This window comes from Kangiella marina, assembly GCF_039541235.1.
Taxonomy (GTDB): domain Bacteria; phylum Pseudomonadota; class Gammaproteobacteria; order Enterobacterales; family Kangiellaceae; genus Kangiella; species Kangiella marina.
On sequence record NZ_BAABFV010000001.1, the window covers coordinates 1,655,866 to 1,673,778 of the forward strand.

General features: G+C 45.8%; 15 protein-coding genes. 9 read left to right on the forward strand and 6 right to left on the reverse strand.

Features of this window, described 5'->3' with window-relative positions:
• Positions 1-19: 19 nt before the first annotated feature.
• From infB to pnp, 6 genes are all read left to right on the forward strand, one after another.
• A complete protein-coding gene (gene infB / locus ABD943_RS07525) occupies positions 20-2,653 on the forward strand; it encodes a translation initiation factor IF-2 (RefSeq protein WP_345292570.1) in 2,634 nt (877 codons plus the stop codon).
• Between the two features lie 33 nt (positions 2,654-2,686).
• Complete coding sequence (rbfA, locus tag ABD943_RS07530; RefSeq protein WP_345292571.1) at positions 2,687-3,088, forward strand: 30S ribosome-binding factor RbfA; 402 nt, start codon at positions 2,687-2,689, stop codon at positions 3,086-3,088.
• A gap of 27 nt (positions 3,089-3,115) precedes the next feature.
• Positions 3,116-4,033, forward strand: coding sequence for a tRNA pseudouridine(55) synthase TruB (gene truB, locus ABD943_RS07535; protein WP_345292572.1), 918 nt, complete (start codon positions 3,116-3,118; stop codon positions 4,031-4,033).
• 7 nt (positions 4,034-4,040) lie between these two features.
• Positions 4,041-4,592, forward strand: coding sequence for an alpha/beta hydrolase (locus tag ABD943_RS07540; protein WP_345292573.1), 552 nt, complete (start codon positions 4,041-4,043; stop codon positions 4,590-4,592).
• A 175-nt stretch (positions 4,593-4,767) separates the two neighbouring features.
• Positions 4,768-5,037 carry a 30S ribosomal protein S15 gene (rpsO, locus tag ABD943_RS07545; RefSeq protein WP_345292574.1) on the forward strand — a complete coding sequence of 90 codons (270 nt, stop codon included), beginning with the start codon at positions 4,768-4,770 and terminating at the stop codon, positions 5,035-5,037.
• Positions 5,038-5,143: 106 nt separating this feature from the next.
• Positions 5,144-7,264: a polyribonucleotide nucleotidyltransferase gene (gene pnp, locus ABD943_RS07550; protein WP_345292575.1), complete on the forward strand. Its 2,121-nt coding sequence runs from the start codon at positions 5,144-5,146 to the stop codon at positions 7,262-7,264.
• Positions 7,265-7,338: 74 nt separating this feature from the next.
• Here pnp and ABD943_RS07555 read toward each other — a convergent pair whose 3' ends face one another.
• Positions 7,339-8,028 (reverse strand): CPBP family intramembrane glutamic endopeptidase, encoded by a 690-nt coding sequence (locus ABD943_RS07555; protein WP_345292576.1) that lies wholly within the window; start codon positions 8,026-8,028, stop codon positions 7,339-7,341.
• Positions 8,029-8,173: 145 nt separating this feature from the next.
• Between ABD943_RS07555 and ABD943_RS07560 the strand changes: the two genes are divergently transcribed.
• Positions 8,174-8,677 carry a hypothetical protein gene (locus tag ABD943_RS07560; protein WP_345292577.1) on the forward strand — a complete coding sequence of 168 codons (504 nt, stop codon included), beginning with the start codon at positions 8,174-8,176 and terminating at the stop codon, positions 8,675-8,677.
• The gene (locus ABD943_RS07565; RefSeq protein WP_345292578.1) at positions 8,677-9,069 is read left to right on the forward strand and encodes a hypothetical protein; all 393 of its coding nucleotides are present in this window, start codon (positions 8,677-8,679) and stop codon (positions 9,067-9,069) included. Before ABD943_RS07560 ends, ABD943_RS07565 begins: the two co-directional genes overlap by 1 nt.
• Positions 9,070-9,087: 18 nt before the next feature.
• Here ABD943_RS07565 and ABD943_RS07570 read toward each other — a convergent pair whose 3' ends face one another.
• The 5 genes from ABD943_RS07570 to ABD943_RS07590 form a co-directional block, all read right to left on the reverse strand.
• A complete protein-coding gene (locus tag ABD943_RS07570) occupies positions 9,088-10,173 on the reverse strand; it encodes an endonuclease/exonuclease/phosphatase family protein (protein ID WP_345292579.1) in 1,086 nt (361 codons plus the stop codon).
• A gap of 152 nt (positions 10,174-10,325) precedes the next feature.
• Entirely contained in the window at positions 10,326-12,254 is a 1,929-nt protein-coding gene (locus ABD943_RS07575) for a M20/M25/M40 family metallo-hydrolase (protein WP_345292580.1), read from the reverse strand.
• Between the two features lie 66 nt (positions 12,255-12,320).
• Positions 12,321-14,534, reverse strand: coding sequence for a M4 family metallopeptidase (locus tag ABD943_RS07580; protein WP_345292581.1), 2,214 nt, complete (start codon positions 14,532-14,534; stop codon positions 12,321-12,323).
• 466 nt (positions 14,535-15,000) lie between these two features.
• Positions 15,001-15,501, reverse strand: a complete 501-nt coding sequence (locus ABD943_RS07585) for a hypothetical protein (protein ID WP_345292582.1) — start codon at positions 15,499-15,501, stop codon at positions 15,001-15,003.
• A gap of 189 nt (positions 15,502-15,690) precedes the next feature.
• Entirely contained in the window at positions 15,691-16,296 is a 606-nt protein-coding gene (locus ABD943_RS07590; protein WP_345292583.1) for a YceI family protein, read from the reverse strand.
• Between the two features lie 118 nt (positions 16,297-16,414).
• Between ABD943_RS07590 and ABD943_RS07595 the strand changes: the two genes are divergently transcribed.
• Positions 16,415-17,815 carry a high affinity choline transporter 1 gene (locus ABD943_RS07595; RefSeq protein WP_345292695.1) on the forward strand — a complete coding sequence of 467 codons (1,401 nt, stop codon included), beginning with the start codon at positions 16,415-16,417 and terminating at the stop codon, positions 17,813-17,815.
• Positions 17,816-17,913: the final 98 nt, after the last annotated feature.

The following is a 17,913-nucleotide window of genomic DNA, read 5'->3' on the forward strand; positions in this document are numbered from 1 at the left end:
CTTTGAGCGGGGAGACTAAATGTCAGATACTACAGTAAAACAATTTGCCGATACTCTTAACACTCCAGTAGAAAAACTACTGGAGCAGTTGGATGCGGCTGGTTCAAAAATAAAAAGTGCCGATGACACCATAACTGAAGAGCAGAAAAAGTCTTTATTGGCTTATTTGCAAAAGTCGCATGGTGGCGATGAGTCTACTGGCCCGAGAAAAATCACCCTAAGCCGTACTAAGAAAAGTACCTTGAGCGTGACTTCGTCGGAAGGTAAGAAAAAATCCGTTCAAGTAGCGGTAAAGAAAAAGCGCACATACGTTAAGCGCTCTAGTGAAGAAATTAAGCAACTTGCTGAGGAAGAAGAAGCTAAAGCAAGAGAAGCTGAAGAAGCGAAGCGTCAGGCTGAAGAAGCTGAGCGTAAAGCGAAAGAAGAAGCTGAACGCAAGGCGAAAGAAGAAGCCGAGCGTAAAGAGAAAGAAGCTGCAGAAGCAAAACGTAAAGCTGAGGAAGAGGCGAAGCGTAATACTGAAGGCAAAGGCAAGGCTGAGAAAGTAGAGAAGCCTAAAGAAGCAAAGAGTAAGCCTAAGAAAGAAGAAAAATCTGCAGATAAAGTTCAGAAGAAAATCGAAAAGCAGCTCGAAGAGAAGCAAGAACCAGAAGAGAAAGTGGTTAAAGCGAATCCTGAGAAGCCTGCTAAGCCAATGTCTATCCGTGACTTTGAAGAGAAGTCGAGTCGCGGCAGAAAGAAGAAGAAGAAAGGCAAAAAGAAATCGTCCGATGCTGATTTAGTAGCTAATGCTTTTGATGATAAGTACAAGCGCGGACAAAACCAAAAGAAAAAAGTATATCAGGCTCCTGACAATATGAAAAAACACGGTTTTAAAAAGCCAACGGACACAATCGTTCACGATGTGGAAATTCCTGAAGCGATTACCGTGGGTGATCTCGCTAAAGCGATGGCGGTTAAAGCGCCAGAGTTAATGAAGGCGATGATGAAGGTAGGAGTTATGGCTACGGTAAATCAATCCATCGATCAAGAAACTGCAAGTTTGATCGTTGAGGAGATGGGCCATAAACCTGTACTGGTCAATGAAAATGCGATGGAAGAGGCGGCTCTTTCAGAAGCGATGACTGAAGATGGTGAAGGTAAGCCACGCGCGCCAGTAGTCACTATCATGGGTCACGTTGACCACGGTAAAACATCGTTACTGGACTATATCCGAGCAAGCCATGTTGCGACCGGCGAAGCTGGCGGTATCACGCAGCACATCGGTGCTTATCATGTTGAGACCGAGCGCGGGATGGTGACGTTCCTCGATACTCCAGGCCACGCAGCCTTTACGTCGATGCGTGCACGTGGTGCAGAAGTAACGGATATTGTTATTCTGATCGTCGCTGCGGACGATGGCGTTATGCCACAAACGGTTGAGGCCGTTCAGCACGCGAAGGCGGCTGGCGTACCTATGATCGTTGCAGTGAATAAAATTGATAAGCCAGAGGCTGATCCTGATCGCGTTAAAAACGAATTATCGCAGCACGATGTTATCCCTGAAGATTGGGGTGGTGATGTGCAGTTTGTACACGTCTCAGCGAAATCTGGTGAAGGTATTGATGACTTATTAGAGTCAATTCTTCTACAGTCTGAAGTACTTGAGTTAACAGCGGTTGACGAAGGTGCTGCCAAAGGTTTCGTGATTGAAGCGCGATTGGATAAAGGTCGAGGTGCAATTGCATCAGTCTTAGTCCAAAAAGGTCAGTTAAATCAAGGTGACATCCTGCTAGCAGGTACTCACTATGGCCGTGTACGTGCTTTATTGGATGAGAACGGACAAACAATTGACTCAGCAGGCCCATCTATTCCTGTGGAAGTTCTTGGTTTGTCGGGTGTTCCTGTTGCTGGTGATGAAGCAACCGTTGTTGCTGATGAGCGTACAGCTCGCGAAATTGCGGAGCGTCGTGGAACGAAGCAGCGCGAAGAATTCCAAGCACGCCAGCAAAAAGCCAAGCTTGAAAATATGTTTGCAAACATGGGCAGCAGTGATGAGTTGCAGCAGTTGAATGTGATTATCAAAGCTGACGTACAAGGCTCGGTAGAAGCATTAAGCAAATCATTAACGGACTTCGCGACTGAAGAAGTTGAAGTTAAAGTGATTTCGAGTGGTGTTGGCGGAATTAAAGAAACAGACGTGTCGTTAGCGGCTGCGTCGAATGCCATCATTATCGGCTTCAACGTGCGTGCTGACGCTACCGCTCGAAAAGTGGCTGAGCGCGACGCGGTAGAAATTCGTTACTACAGTGTCATCTACGAAGCGATTGAAGAAGTGAAGGCCGCATTGAGTGGTATGTTATCGCCTGAGTCGCGTCAAGAGATTATCGGCCTGGCAGAAGTTCGTGACGTCTTTAAATCACCAAAACTCGGCGCAATCGCTGGTTGTATGGTGACAGAAGGTGTTGTTAAGCGTAGTAACCCAATCCGTGTATTACGCGATAATGTGGTTATTTATGAAGGTGAACTTGAGTCACTGCGTCGTTTTAAAGATGACGTACAGGAAGTTCGAAAAGATATGGAATGTGGTATCGGCGTTAAGAATTACAACGATGTTAAACCTGGTGATCAGATCGAGGTGTTCCAAATCGTTGAAGTTAAACGTAGCCTTTAAACCATGATGTATCCACTAGTGGCGAGAGATTAAATGTCGCAAGCAAGAGCTAATCGAGTTGCCGATCAGATCCAGCGTGAGCTGGCTCTGGTCTTTCAACGCGAAATGAAAGATCCCCGTCTGGGGTTAGCGACCGTTTCGGCGGTTGAGGTTTCTAGCGATCTTCAGAATGCTAAAGTCTTTGTGACCTTTTTGGGCAAAGATGAGAAAGAAGAAGTCGAAGAAGCTTTAGAAGTCGTGCGTGGTGCAGCAGGCTTTTTGCGTTCAAAATTAGCAAAAGAAATGCGTATGCGTAGTGTACCTGCATTACGATTTTTCTTTGATAAATCAATTCAGGAAGGCCAACGGATGACTAGCCTGATTGAGAAAGCCCGGTCGGAAGATAAAAAAGCGGCTGGCAAGCAAGACACGTCTGATAAAGACGATCATTCCTAAGCTTTTCCTGTAGTTCCGGAGTAACCAATGGCAAGACGACGTAAGCGCGGTCGCGATATTACAGGTATTTTATTATTAGATAAACCCACCGATATGACGTCAAACAAGGCTTTGCAACAAGCAAAGTTTTTGTACTTCGCTCAGAAAGCTGGCCATACAGGTGCTTTGGATCCGATTGCTACGGGTGTTTTGCCGATTTGTTTTGGCGAAGCAACTAAGTTTTCTCACTTCTTGCTCAATGCCGATAAGAAATATCGAGTTATTGCTAAGTTAGGCCAAAAAACCACCACTGCCGATCGTGAAGGTGAAGTGGTTGAAGAAAAACCGGTAAATGTCACTGAAGAAGAACTTGTAAAGGTAGTGCAACAATTCAAAGGTACTATCAGCCAGGTTCCTTCGATGTATTCGGCCTTAAAGAAAGATGGCGTGCCTTTGTACAAGCTGGCACGCCAAGGTATCGAGGTTGAGAGGGAGGCACGCGAAGTGACTATTCACTCCATTGATATCTTACGTCTTGAAGGCGATGAGTTTGAGCTGGATGTGCATTGTTCCAAGGGAACTTATATCCGGAATCTGGTCGAAGATATGGGGGATGAGTTAGGTTGTGGTGCACATGTACAGGAATTACGCCGTACCGCCGTGAGCCATTTGCAGTTGGATGATTGCGTTAGCCTGACTCAGCTAGAAACGATGAAGCAAGCGGATGAAAAGCTTGCCATGGATGAATTATTAATGCCTTTAGAGAAGGCGCTGCACCACTTGCCAATTGTTGAATTAGATGCTGACCAAGCTTACTACATTAGGCTTGGACAGTCGGTACAGTTAAGTGGCGCACCACTAGAAGATGAGTTTATCCTTAGGGAATCTGAAGGCTTTCTAGGGATCGGTTTTGTGGACGATGATGGCAAGGTTGCTCCTCGTCGACTGATCAAACAAACAAGCTAGGAATCGTATGAACCCAGTTGTAAAACCTTTAGTAATATTTTCGCACGGCAAAGTATCGGGCCCGAAAGGAAATCGTATCCAAGCGTTGTCGAAAATATGTGAGAAAAACGGTTTTGACGTTGAGTCTCTAGACTACCGTCGATTACCCACAAACGAGCGCGTGACTAAGCTCAATAATTATTTATTAAACTTGTCTCGACCTTATATTTTAGTCGGTACCAGCATGGGCGGTTATGTGTCAGCAGTCGCTGGCTTAAATAATGAGCCAATGGGGCTCTTTTTGATTTCACCGGCAGTGTATATGGATGGTTATGCTGAGGCAGAGCTGGAGCAAATTGATTGTCCGGTTACCGTAGTACATGGCTGGCAGGATGACATTGTTCCTGTCGATAACGTCATTCGTTTTGCCAGTGCGGCAAAAGCCGATTTACACGTCTTCGAAGGCGGCCACCGTTTACGAGAAAAGTTGACTGAAACAGAAGCCTGTTTTCAGCAGTTTTTGGATAATTGCCGCGAGCAAAATCCACGACTTCGTCTACGATCGGTGGCGAATCAGTAAACCGAGTCATTTTTCGCGCAACACCCCCTAATTTCAAGCGTTTCAGCTGGATTTTACTTGCTGTTGGGGTTTGAATTGAGGTACAATCGCGCATTCATTGAACCGGCTGAATTAGTGATTGGCTGGTTCGTACGTAAACACCGAGTGAACTCACTCGAAATTGGAGACACAAAATATGTCACTAAGTGCAGAAAAGAAAGCAGAAATTGTTGAAGAGCATGGTCGCGGTGAAGGCGATACAGGTTCTCCAGAAGTTCAGGTTGCATTGCTATCAGCGCAAATCAACCACTTGCAAGACCACTTCAAAGCACACAAGCATGACCACCACTCACGTCGTGGTTTACTTCGCATGGTAAGCCAGCGTCGTAAATTGCTTGATTACTTGAAGCGTAAAGATCATAGCCGTTACTCAGGCTTGATTCAAAAGCTGGGTCTACGTCGCTAAGAAAATTAAGGGGCCTCCAAGGCCCCTTTTTTGTTTGCTTTCAGACGATGTGGGTTCTGAGGGCAAGAGGGTAAACAAGCCCAAGTAACTAAAATAGGAAAACATTGTGGATTATACAAAAAAATCTTTTCAATACGGTGGCCGTGAAGTCACTATCGAAACTGGTCGCGTTGCTCGTCAGGCATCTGGTGCAGTAATCGTTGACGTCGAAGGAACTACCGCGTTTGTATCGGTAGTCGGTAAGAAGGAAGCGAAAGAAGGACAGGGTTTCTTCCCGCTAACCGTAAACTACCAAGAGAAAACATACGCTGCGGGTAAAATCCCAGGCGGTTTCTTGAAGCGTGAAGGTCGTCCATCAGACGAAGAAACGCTAACGGCTCGTTTAATCGATCGCCCGTTGCGTCCGCTCTTCCCAGAAGGCTTTTTGAACGAAGTACAAGTTGTTATTACTATCGTTTCAATCAACCCAGAAGTTGATCCAGCAGTACCATCAATGATCGGTGCATCTGCGGCATTAGCAATTTCTGGCATTCCATTCGCTGGCCCGATTGGTGCAGCGCGTGTTGGTTATATTGATGGTGAGTATGCATTAAACCCATCGACGACTGATATGGAAAACTCAAAATTAGACTTGATGGTTGCCGGTACTGATAAAGCCGTATTGATGGTTGAGTCAGAAGCTGACGAACTACCTGAAAACGTCATGCTTGGTGCTGTTATGTTCGGTCACCAAGAATTACAGGTCGCGATTCAAGCGATTAAAGAATTACAAGCCGAAGCGGGTAAGCCTGCTTGGGATTGGACTGCTCCAGAGAAAAACACTGCTCTATATGATGCAGTAAAAGAGAAAATGCACGGTGCTATCGTCGAAGCGTATCAAATCGCGGACAAAGCGGAACGTTATGACAAAATTAACGAGCTTTCTGCTGAAGCTGTCGAAGCATTAGCGGGTGAAGAAGAAGGTCAGCCTGCTGCTGAAGACGTTAAAGAAGTTTTCCACGACATCGAAAAAGAAGTGGTTCGTACTCGAATCGTATCTGGTGAACCACGTATTGATGGCCGTGAACCTGACATGGTTCGTGCGTTGGATATTCGCACAGGCGTTCTTCCGCGTACTCACGGTTCTGCAATCTTTACTCGCGGTGAAACTCAGGCCTTAGTTGTTGCAACGTTAGGTACTGAGCGTGATGCACAGATTAAAGACAGCATTATGGGCGACGCAAAAGATCACTTCATGATGCACTATAACTTCCCTCCATACTGTGTGGGCGAAACGGGCTTCATGGGCTCACCAAAGCGTCGTGAAATCGGTCATGGCCGTTTAGCGAAGCGTGGTGTTCTTGCGATGGTTCCTACTATTGCTGAATTCCCATACACATTGCGGGTAGTGTCTGAGATCACTGAATCAAACGGCTCTAGCTCAATGGCGTCTGTCTGTGGTACTTCATTAGCGTTAATGGATGCTGGTGTACCAATGAAAGCGCCAGTTGCGGGTATCGCGATGGGCTTGGTTAAAGAAGGCGACAACTTTGTTGTTCTTTCTGACATCTTAGGCGATGAAGATCACTTAGGTGATATGGACTTTAAAGTAGCGGGTACTTCTGACGGTATTACTGCACTTCAAATGGACATTAAGATTGATGGCATTACTCAAGAAATTATGGAAAAAGCACTTCACCAAGCACAAGGTGGCCGCTTACATATCTTGAACGTCATGAACCAAGCAATTGATAAGCCGCGTGAAGATATTTCTGAGCATGCTCCACGTATCACTGCGATCAAGATCCCAGTCGATAAAATTTCAGAAGTTATTGGTAAAGGTGGTTCTACTATCCGCGCCTTGACTGAAGAAACTGGCGCTACGATTGAAATCGAAGACGACGGTACGGTAAAGGTTGCGTCAAGCGACTCAGAAGGTGCAGCAGAAGCTGTGCGTCGTATCGAAATGATTACTATGGAAATCACTGCGGGTATGGAGTTTGAAGGTAAGGTTGTTCGTTTAGCGGACTTCGGTGCATTCGTTCAAATTACTCCTGGAAAAGATGGTCTTGTTCACATTTCACAAATCGCTCATGAGCGCGTGAATAAGGTAACTGACTACTTGAAAGAAGGTGATATTGTTAAAGTTAAAGTACTAGAAGTTGACCGCCAAGGTCGTATTCGTCTTAGTATGAAAGCTTTGATTGACCCACCAGCGCAAGAAGAAGCGCCAGCTGGTCAAGAGTAATTCGTTACTCGTTAAGTTGTGAAAAGGGAGCTTCGGCTCCCTTTTTTGTTAAATGTGTAAAGGACTTAAACCTGTTATTGCTTGTTATATTGTGATGAGAATTTTAAAAATAGAATCACCACAAGCGGTAATAGTAGTGGGATAATGAGGTTGATAAATAGAGCGGACCAACCATCAATACTTTCAGTGGTAAGAGCAGGGTTAGTGAGTAATAGCTGTTCACCAACGGGGCCCTTAGAAAAAACTAAAATGTTAAAGATATTCCAGCCGAGATGGAGCCCAATCGGTAATATAATCGATCGAGTCTTTAAAAACGCGTAACTGAACATAAACCCTGGTATCGCCGTCAGGATAAACACATAACCCATGGCGACAGGGTTGCCGATAACTTCATAGGTGAACCAGTGATATACCCCGAATGCCACAGCAGAGACAATACAGGCTGCTTTAGGTCCCAGATAGTGAATTGCCTTATATAGAAGATATCCCCTGAATAATAACTCTTCGTAAAGAACTGAATTGAGAATCCAGCGAAGAGAGTCTAAGGCGGTGTTAAAGGAGTATTGGGGGTTAAGTTCCCAACTGAAATTTCCAGCTAAAGCTAACAACCCATTCTGAGCAAAACAAAATAATGCGGCAAGAATCAGACCGACGATAAACTCAATACTTCGTTGTGTTGGTTTATTTAGACCAATTTCATTAAGTCCTTTATGTTCAAGTCGTAACAGTAACCAAGTGATAGCGAGTAAAATTATTCCAATCATAGCTGTGTGAAGTTCCTTTTGTTTGATGTTTTATATCACAACTGTGTATCCCTTGGAAAAGACTATCGTACTCCCTGAAGAGAACTTGTGTTGTTAACTGAATCAACATATAAAGGGGGTACTAACTCACACAGGGAATACGATTATGCGTTATCTGATTGTTTTGATGTTACTAACGACAGGCCTACAAGCAAGTGAAATGGATAAGCAACCACCGTGTTCAGCTACTGAATACCGTCAATTTGATTTTTGGATTGGAGAGTGGGAAGTCTTTAGCCCAAAAGGGCAAAAGGTGGGTGAGAATACCATTGAGAAGATTTTAGGTGGTTGTAGCTTACAAGAGAGTTGGCGTGGGGCTAGTGGAAACATAGGACACAGTTATAATATTTATGATCAGACTAAGAGTCAGTGGCATCAAACTTGGGTCGATAACGGCGGGACTTTGCTAAAACTTAATGGTGGCATGGAAGGGGATTCGATGGTGATGTCTGGAGTGACGCAAGGAAAAAGTGGTGCCGTCATGAATAAAATTAGCTGGACTCCTGAAGAGGGGAATGTCAGGCAGGTATGGCAAGTATCGACCGATGAGGGCAAAACGTGGCAAACGGTTTTTGATGGGTTATATAAGAAAAAAGCGGGGGAGTCATAATGGGGAAGCAAATATTAGCGGTGATTGTGGGTGTGATTGTTGGGGGCTTAACCATTTATGGTATTGAGTCAATCAATATGATGCGTTTTCCATGGCCTGAAAATTTAAGCATGGACGATAAAAGTGCTTTCGAAGAATACGTTTCGTCGTTGCCAGTTGATGCGTTTATAACCGTTATTATTGCTCACCTGGTTGGTTCATTTATTGCAGGTTTTGTGTGCAGCAAAATAACCCCAGCTAGGAAATTATTACTTGGTACCTTTTGTGGCGTTTTCTTTCTTGCTGGCGGCATTATGAACCTCGTGATGATTCCGCACCCGCTATGGTTCATGGTTGTTGATCTTCTTGTCTTTGTACCATTTGCTTGGTTAGGCGCAAAGCTAGCAAAATAGACATTTGACTATAGTGTTTCAAGTAGGGTTATGAACATTTTGGCTGGAAGAGTTCTGTTCAGCCATAATAGATTCGGCAAGTTGCTCATCGCCATCTTCTTTGTCTACACCAGATTGATGGGGGGCTTTTTGCGGTTCAAGGCTGAGTTGAGTGTAAAGAGCAAAATGGTCTGAACCATAAGATGGCAACCGCGTAATGTTATCAAGCGTAAAGTGTTCACTATGGAACAAGTGATCAAGCGGCCAGCGCATACACCAAACTTTAGCATGGAAGGTATTGAACATGCCGCGGCCAATTCTAGGATCAAGTAAGCGACTGATTTTGCGGAATAATCGTGTGGTTCGAGACCAAGCTACGTCATTCATATCGCCTGTGACAATAATCGGCTGCTCATAACTACGGGTCTCCTCTATATTTTTTGCCACCATCACCAGTTCAGCATCTCTTTCCGTTGACTCTTCATTTTCCGTTGGGCTTGGTGGTGCTGGATGGAGGAAGTGAACGCGAACCGTGTCGCCGTTTTCAAGCACTGCTTTAGCGTGCATTGATGGTATGTCATCTTCTACTAGGAACTGTGTCATTGCATCTTCTAATGGTAGCCGAGAGTAAACATGCATCCCGTAGAGGTTATCCAGTGGGCACTTGATGGTGTGAGGATACTCATCTTCAAGTTTATCAAGATGAGACTGCCACCACTCATTGGTTTCCAAAGTCACTAAAATATCAGGGCTGTATTCACGAACAAGCCGTATTAACTCGCGTGCATTACGGTTAGTCATTAGAACGTTTGCCGTAACAATACTAATGGTCGAGTGCTGATTCTTGCTTGAAGGCTTAACTTCTGGCTTTGACAGCCTAGTATAGGGGTAAATCCACCACGATTGGTAAGTAAAGCAGGCCAGTGTGCAGAACAGAAGTAACCAGCTACTGGTAGCGCTAAAATCGAGAAAAATGAGCTCAAGAAAAAGCAGTGCCAAACTGAATATCGCCAACTGTAGACGCGGAAAGTCAAAGGCGCGGATCCACCACTTTGAATTGTAGGATAGTGGAACGATGGTGAATAACACCATAATCGAAACGCAGATGCTCAAAATAACGAACATGGTCTTGAGGAAGCCTTTTATAAGTAATCATTATTATGACTATGCTAAGGTATTCAGCTCAAATTTTCTGTAAAAAGTTATCAAAAAATTAGAATAAAAAAAGCGCACGTCCTTGTGCGCAACTACTGTGGAGCTTTGTGGAGTACTACTTTTTATTGTGGCGTTGCGGTTACAGAAAGAGTGACCCCAGACGCTGCATTGTAGCCTCTTAATCCGATGTGCCAGGTGCTAGACTGCGGCGCACTGATGGTGCAGGTTTCTTCGTTGCCCCATTTGTAAGGACGACAGTCGTAGCTAGACGTGGTTGGCTGAGAGCCGTGGCGAACATACAAGTCAGCGTCACCAGAGCCACCCGTGATAGTCACGGTCAACGAACTGTAATCGCCGTTTAAGTCTTGGCTATAACGTGCCCATGCACCTTGAGCAACGGAAATATTGCTATAGGTTTCATCGATAGGTGGCGTACCTGGGTCGGGTTCAGGTGCAGTCTCGTCGTCATAGCTACCGACTAGGGTTAGCCCAGAGAAGCTTGAGTAGGCTTTAACGCGCACATAGTAAGTGCCTTCACCACTGCCTGAGCAGCTTTCATTGTTACCATTTTTATACGGACGGCAGTCGTAGGTCGAGTCCGTTGGAGCCGCGCCTTTACGAACGTATAAGTCTGCGTCACCGGTTCCGCCGCTGATGTCGAAGCTGATGTCGCTTGCGCCCGCTGGAACTTCCATGGTGTACATAATGTCGTTGCCCTGAGAGGCTGATAGGCCTGTTTCAGCAACACCATTCTCTAGTGCGTTGTCACCTGGAGGGTCCGGATCAGGATCAGGGTTTGGGCCAGTGCCACCTTTTGCTAACTCAGCTAAATAAGTCACGGATAGTTTAGCGAAGTTCACGGAGTGACTGGCATCGAAATGATCATCCCGTGAGGTGTGAATATCACCATTGTGCTGCCCCATGTAGGCTTCGAATGGCATCGAGGCTGCGTAGCCTTGATTATGCCACGAAGCATGATCTGAGCAGCCGTAACCACATTGATCGTAATCGTAGTCGATACTCGGCAGGTAAGTATCAATCAGATCTGCCATAAACTGATTTTGACCTGAGTTGGTGTAGTCAGTCATGAACACAATATCTTTGTTACTTCCTCTGTAACCAGACATATCAAATTGAACCACGCCAATCACGTTGGCGTTATTACTTTTGTGCTGGCTAGCAATCTCGTTCGAGCCGCGCAGACCAACTTCTTCAGCAGCATAGCCAATCAGTTTAATGGTACGCTCGGGTTTGAAACCAGTCTCAACAATGGCGCGCAATGATTCGGTCGCCACAGCGATACCGGAAGCATTGTCGTCTGAGCCGGGAGCTCGTCCTGACGTATTTGAACTATTTATGGAGTCTAAATGGCCGCCAACGATAACAATTTCATCAGGGGTGGTTGTGCCTGTGATCGTTGCGATAACCGATGGTTGGCTCCAGTTGCTATGATTGTATTGCTGCACGTCAATATCATTACGCCCATTGGCAATTGACTGCCATTCGTCCTTAATCCAGTTAGCAGCATCAACACCAGTGCTGCTGGTGTAATAACGATTATTGTAATTACTTAAGGTATTAACAGTTGAGGTCAAATTACTGCTAGAGATTTGGCCTAGCAAAGCATTAACTGCGTCAGGGTTATCGATGGTGTAATTGACCGCTGCAAACTCTTGAGTTTGGTTAATGCTATGAGCATATTCTTGAGCCTCCTGCTGCGAGCTGTGGTAGAAAAAACCACCGCAACGTTTGTGCTCATCATGCATCATTTTGCTGAGCTCAATAATTTTTGACTCAGGAATCTGCGCAATAGCCACTTGGTCATTTTGCTTCTGCTCAATAACTCCAGACAGCTTCATTGGAATCGTAGACTGATATTTAGCTTGGATCGTTTCTACGGCATCGCCGCCAAGCGTGATCCATACGTCTTGTTCACTTGTTGATTGTTCGGTTACTGGCGCTGATGGTTTCTCAGCGGCTGCACTTTGTGCGAGGACAAGTGATCCAGCAACCACTCCTGATAGCAGGAGACCGGTTGATAGACATTTCATAATGTGTACCTACAAATTAGGAATTTAGGGAAGGAGGGACGATGGTCCCTCCTTTGGTTGGTAAGATTATTGAGGAGTTGCAGAGATGTTTAATGTAACACCTGAAGCTGCGCTATAGCCTCTTAATCCGATGTGCCAGGTGCCAGACTGCGGCGCACTGATGGTGCAGGTTTCTTCGTTGCCCCATTTGTAGGGACGGCAGTCGTAGCTAGACGTGGTTGGTTGAGAGCCGTGGCGAACATATAAGTCAGCGTCACCAGAGCCACCCGTGATAGTCACGGTCAACGAACTGTAATCGCCGTTTAAGTCTTGGCTATAACGCTCCCATGCACCTTGAGCCACTGAAACATTACTATAAGTTTCATCGATAGGCGGCGTACCTGGGTCTGTTCCATCGTTGTAGCTACCGACAAGGCTAACACCTGAGAAGCTTGAGTAGGCTTTAACGCGCACATAGTAAGTGCCTGCGCCATTACCTGAGCAGCTTTCGTTGTTGCCGTTTCGGTATGGGCGGCAGTCGTAGGTTGAGTCCGTTGGAGCCGCGCCTTTACGGACATACAAGTCTGCGTCACCGGTTCCGCCGCTGATGCTGAAGCTGATGTCGCTTGCACCAGTTGGCACTTCCATGGTGTAAACAATGTCTTCACCTTGTGAGGCAGACAGACCAGTTACAGGAACGCCGTTTTGTAGTTCGTTGCCTGGCTCTGGATCCGGACCGGGATCTTGTCCACAGTCGCGTCCTGGACTGACGTTACTGCTGATACCAACAGCTTGCAAGGTCGCATTGACATCATCAACGCTATAACCTAAGTCACATGCTGAATCTAAAACACCGTCACCAGCATCATCCCAGTTAGTTCGTGCTGTCCAATAGTTTTGGTTAGCGCGGGTGTAAACTTCAAAGGCTTTTTTCGTATCCCAGCCAGCAGTTGTTGCTAGTAGATAGAAGGCTTTATTGTAAACACCTGAACTGTGGTGAACGTCCATACCTGAGTAGTAATCGCTTTGGTGGCCAATAGAGTTACCGTCTTGAGTTGGGTCGTCCATGTAGCGAAGTGCGCCGTTACTCTTGAAGATTTGTTCACCGACTAAGAAGTCGTTTGAGCCATTCATGTAGAACTCAGCCGCTTCACCAGACATATCGGAGTAAGACTCGTTCAAGCCGCCTGATTTACCACTGTATACCAAACCTGAGTTTTGCTCAGTGAAACCGTGGCTTACTTCGTGTGCCATCACGTCTAGCGAGACTAGTGGGTAAAAACGGTTAGCACCGTCACCAAACGTCATTTGCTGACCATCCCAAAAAGCGTTCTCATAGTTGTTACCGTAGTGAACACGGACACGTAGCTTCTGCGTTAATGGCGCTGTGTTGAACCAATCGCCGAACATGTTGAATACAACACCGCCGAAGAAGTGGCCGTCGTTTAATGGCGAGTAAGCACCATTAATTTCTTTGACCGTATTCTCTGGGCACGTAAAGCTATGGATGCTGCCGCCACTTTGCGAGTTGTTCATGTTGATAGTATCAACATTGCTATTGCTCATAGTACAAGTGTTACCAGACTGGGCCACATTCATTGGATCGAAGTCTGTACCATAAACATAACGTCCGGTTTTTTGGTTACCACCAGGGCCAGTACCGTCAGCCGTTTGTAGATTCTCATAAGAATGTAAAACATCACCGGTTTTAGCGTCGACAAACATTTGTGGACGAGATGGCTTGTCGCCATGCGAAACGTAGCTTACCGAGTAAACGAGCTTTGCAACGCCATCGTTACTTTGCCAAATAACAAGATCTGACTGTTCGTTTTCGAAGTGAGTCGGCGCGCGGCTGGTTTTGCCTTGTGCGTTAAATTGCTGAGTGTTCTTAGCAATGGAAAGTGCTTCTGCCGATGTGATGCTTGGTTTGACGTTAGGAACATCTTGCTCGATGTCGCTTAGCACTGCGCCGTGCGCAAAGCTAAAAGCACCGCTAGCGCTGCGAGTAATAATAACATCGTCGCCAACCACTGGAATGCCTTTGTAGAATTGCTGATAACGCTTAGTCACATTACCGTTGTTGCTGTAGCTCTTGCGAACTTGTAGCGAGTCGCTGTTACCGCTTAAGCCAGCGATTTGCTTAGCATTCATGGATACTGAACCAGGTAACGCTTGTTGCTCAGCTATCAGGTTATTCACGGTAGGATTATCACGTAGCGACTGTCTCTCGGCTGCGTGACCAACGGCGGTCAACATGCACAGCGATACAGTGCTTAGCATGAACTTTGAACGAGTGTTCATAAACTTCTCCTTCTCATAGTGAGATAGACATATCTCTTATCAATTTTAGTGCTGAAGTCTTTTACCCATGCCTCCTTAGTTCTATGTCAATTAAGGCCTATCAGACAGTGATAAAAGTACCCCCTTCAGCTTTTTTGTGCTTTAGATTTACTTTAAATATTTCTTCAGCACGTCCAGTAACCTATCAGCGAAATTAGGGCTGTTCAATTATTAAACTGTATCGGATTGTATTGTTATGTACCTTTGTGACGCAGGCGTAAATAAGGTTGTGCGTCAATACCTCATTTAGTGTGAAGTCACGCTTGGAACGAAGCGTTGACGCATTATTTATCTCAAATATGACTTATTGAAAATAAAAAAATGGGCGCTAAGCGCCCAACATGTAGAGGAGGTTTTGTAATGAGTGTGACATCCTTGTCTTGGAGTCGTCCTATGCTCTGGGGGATATAGGCTGTTTCAGTTAGGACTAGTTTTGTGCAATGGCATTTTGCGTTAATTGCTCGCTAAAGCTGGAGTCTTCAGTTTGGTGGAAGCCAACCAGCAAGTTTGAGTTAAGTTCGTAGCGCACTGTATAGGTGATACTCTCACCATTGCTTAGTTCCAATTTTTGCGGGTCATTAAGCTGGTTGCCGACTTTATTAGAACTAATGTCATAATTAATCAAGGCACCAGGGTTCGGTAGCGGAATATGGTAATAACCTTCCACATCGTGACCGGTTTGGTTAGTAAAGGTTTGCGAGAGCGTTAAAACTGTCAACCCTTCAGAGCGTTGTTCAGTAATGCTGCTCGCGGTCGGCTGGATTGAGCGTAGCTGGCTGTCTTGCCCCAATGCATTAACCACACCAAAAAGTTTAATATTTTCTAGCGGTTCTGTCGGTTGATCGGCTTTTAAGTTAGCGCTAAGTCCGAGAGCGGCCATAGCGATGATTGCAAAAGTGGCTTGTTTAAATTTTGTTGATACGTTCATGTGTTGCTCCTTAAATTGCTGTGGCTGTGTGCCGTTAGCTATTTCGTTGTTCGATAGTGTTATTAAACCGAACCTTTATGGAGCAGGTATGTGGACAAAGTGATGGAAACTTTATGGAATCGGGCAGAAAAATGGCGGCCCATAAAAGCCGCCATATGCAGTAGGTTAGCTTAGTTAGCTATTCAGTCATTACTTTTTAGGCGTCAATGAGATTGAAAAGGTCACTGGAACCTCATCACTAATACTTTGTAAGCCAGCAATCTCTTGAAGCTTGTTAATGCCTTCGCTTATGCCTAACGCTTTAACGGACAGGGCAATGGGTTGCTTGGTGCTAACGGTTAATCCTTGCTTGCTTGGCGTAACGTCAACCGTTGCCGTGAACTCGGTGATCTTACCCGCCATAGAAAGGGTTCCGTTGATGGTTTGAGTGGCTGCTTTCTTGGTCGTTAGTAATTCAGGATCGATATCGGCTTTAACGACTGCTGTTTGTTTCGCTGTGGAATTAAAGACATGCTTCTGCATTCGTTCATCGCGAATCTCGATATTGGTGTTAACACTATTAAGATCGATGGCAATGCGCGCTTCACCGTTCGCTTTGACTGTGCCCGATAATGATTCAAAACTGTGTGTTTCAGTAATGTCACCATTTTTGGTGCTACTGAAGTTGAGCTCTGATTGAGCAGACTCAATACTCCAGTCGGTGGTTTTTTGATTAGTGGACTCACTACTACAAGCGGCGAGCACCAGCGGTAGGGCTGCGACGGACAGTACTTTTAGCAATGTGATTCTGAACATTGTTAACTCCTATTAATTGATTGAGTCGAGTGTAACAAATCTAACGTGAAAAAAAATCTGGTGTTTTGGCGAAAAAAGGATTAATTTTCGCTTTTTAAACTGCTTGGAATCGCTTTTGATGAATGCTGTGGTTCTGGGGGTTACCCTCTTTGTAATTGCTCAGCTGATGGTTGGGCTTTGGGCGTCTCGCAAACCAAAAAGTGAGACAGACTTTTTACTGGCTGGGCGTCAGCTGAAACCGAGTTTGGCGGTGTTTACCATTTTCGCCACCTGGTTTGGTGCCGAAACCTGTATTGGCGCGGCGTCCTCGATTTATGACAATGGCCTTTCCGGCGGCACGGCTGATCCGTTCGGCTTTGCACTCTGCTTGTTTGTCATGGGCTTTGTTTTCGCCATGCCGTTGTGGAAGCGCAAGTTTGTGACCTTTGCTGATTTGTTCCGCCAACGTTACTCACCCAGCATTGAGAAGTTAGTGGTGCTTATATTAGTGCCTGCGTCAATGCTTTGGGCGGCTGCTCAAATTCGTGCGTTCGGCCAGGTGTTGTCGTCACTGACGGGCTTGCAGGTTGAGATGACCATCACTATCGCTGCGGCGGTGGTGATTATCTACACCATGCTTGGCGGCTTATTGGCGGTGGCGGTAACGGACGTTATTCAGGCCAGCTTTTTAATTTTAGGTTTGGTCTTACTGGGTATTTTTGTCTTTACCAGCGGCGATCCTAATGCCAGCTTGAGTTCCGTTGATGCGGCGCGCTTTAGTTTTGTTTCGGAAGACTCAACCTTGCTCCAGAAATTTGAAGCTTGGGCTATTCCGATCTTCGGCTCGGTTCTGACACAGGAGTTGATCACCCGTGTCTTGGCTTGTCGCAGCGCTGAAGAAGCGAGACGTTCGACCCTTCGAGGGGCAAGCCTTTACCTCGTGATTGGCCTGATACCCGTTTATCTGGGTTTAGTGGGGCTAAACTTAATGCCTAACTTGGCTGACTCAGAGCAATTATTGCCGCAGTTGGCGAAAGAGTACCTACCGACGTTCTTGTACATTTTATTTGCTGGGGCTTTGGTCTCAGCGATTTTATCGACTGTGGATTCCGTGTTGTTAGCGGCCAGCTCCTTGATTTCGCACAATATCGTAGTGCCTTTTAGAAAGAAGCAACAAACTGTGTCGGAGCGACAAAAGGTCTTGTTCGCGCGGGTAGGAATTGTCGTCTTGGGTTCTATCGCCTATTACTTAGCGTTACATGCCAAAGGGGTTTATGACTTAGTTGTTACTGCATCTGCTTTCGGGAGTGCTGGTGTTTTTGTGGTTGGTACCTTCGGCCTATTTACGCGTTTCGGAGGCCAGTACACAGCGGCCATCACATTAATTACCGCAGCAACTATCTGGTTGCTGGGTGAGTTTGTGTTTGCATGGTCAACCCCTTTCTTTATCTCGTTGATCACCGCCTTGGGCGTTTACCTTGTGGTCGGCTGGATTGAGGGGAGGTTTACTGGGCCATTAACAGCAGAAAAACCTTTGTAGGTCTGCTTAAAAAATAGCCAATGAAGGCTGGCTTAGGGTAGGGTGCTGATGGTATAATTCGCGCCCTTTTTTGAACAAATCGGCTAATTTTAGCTAAA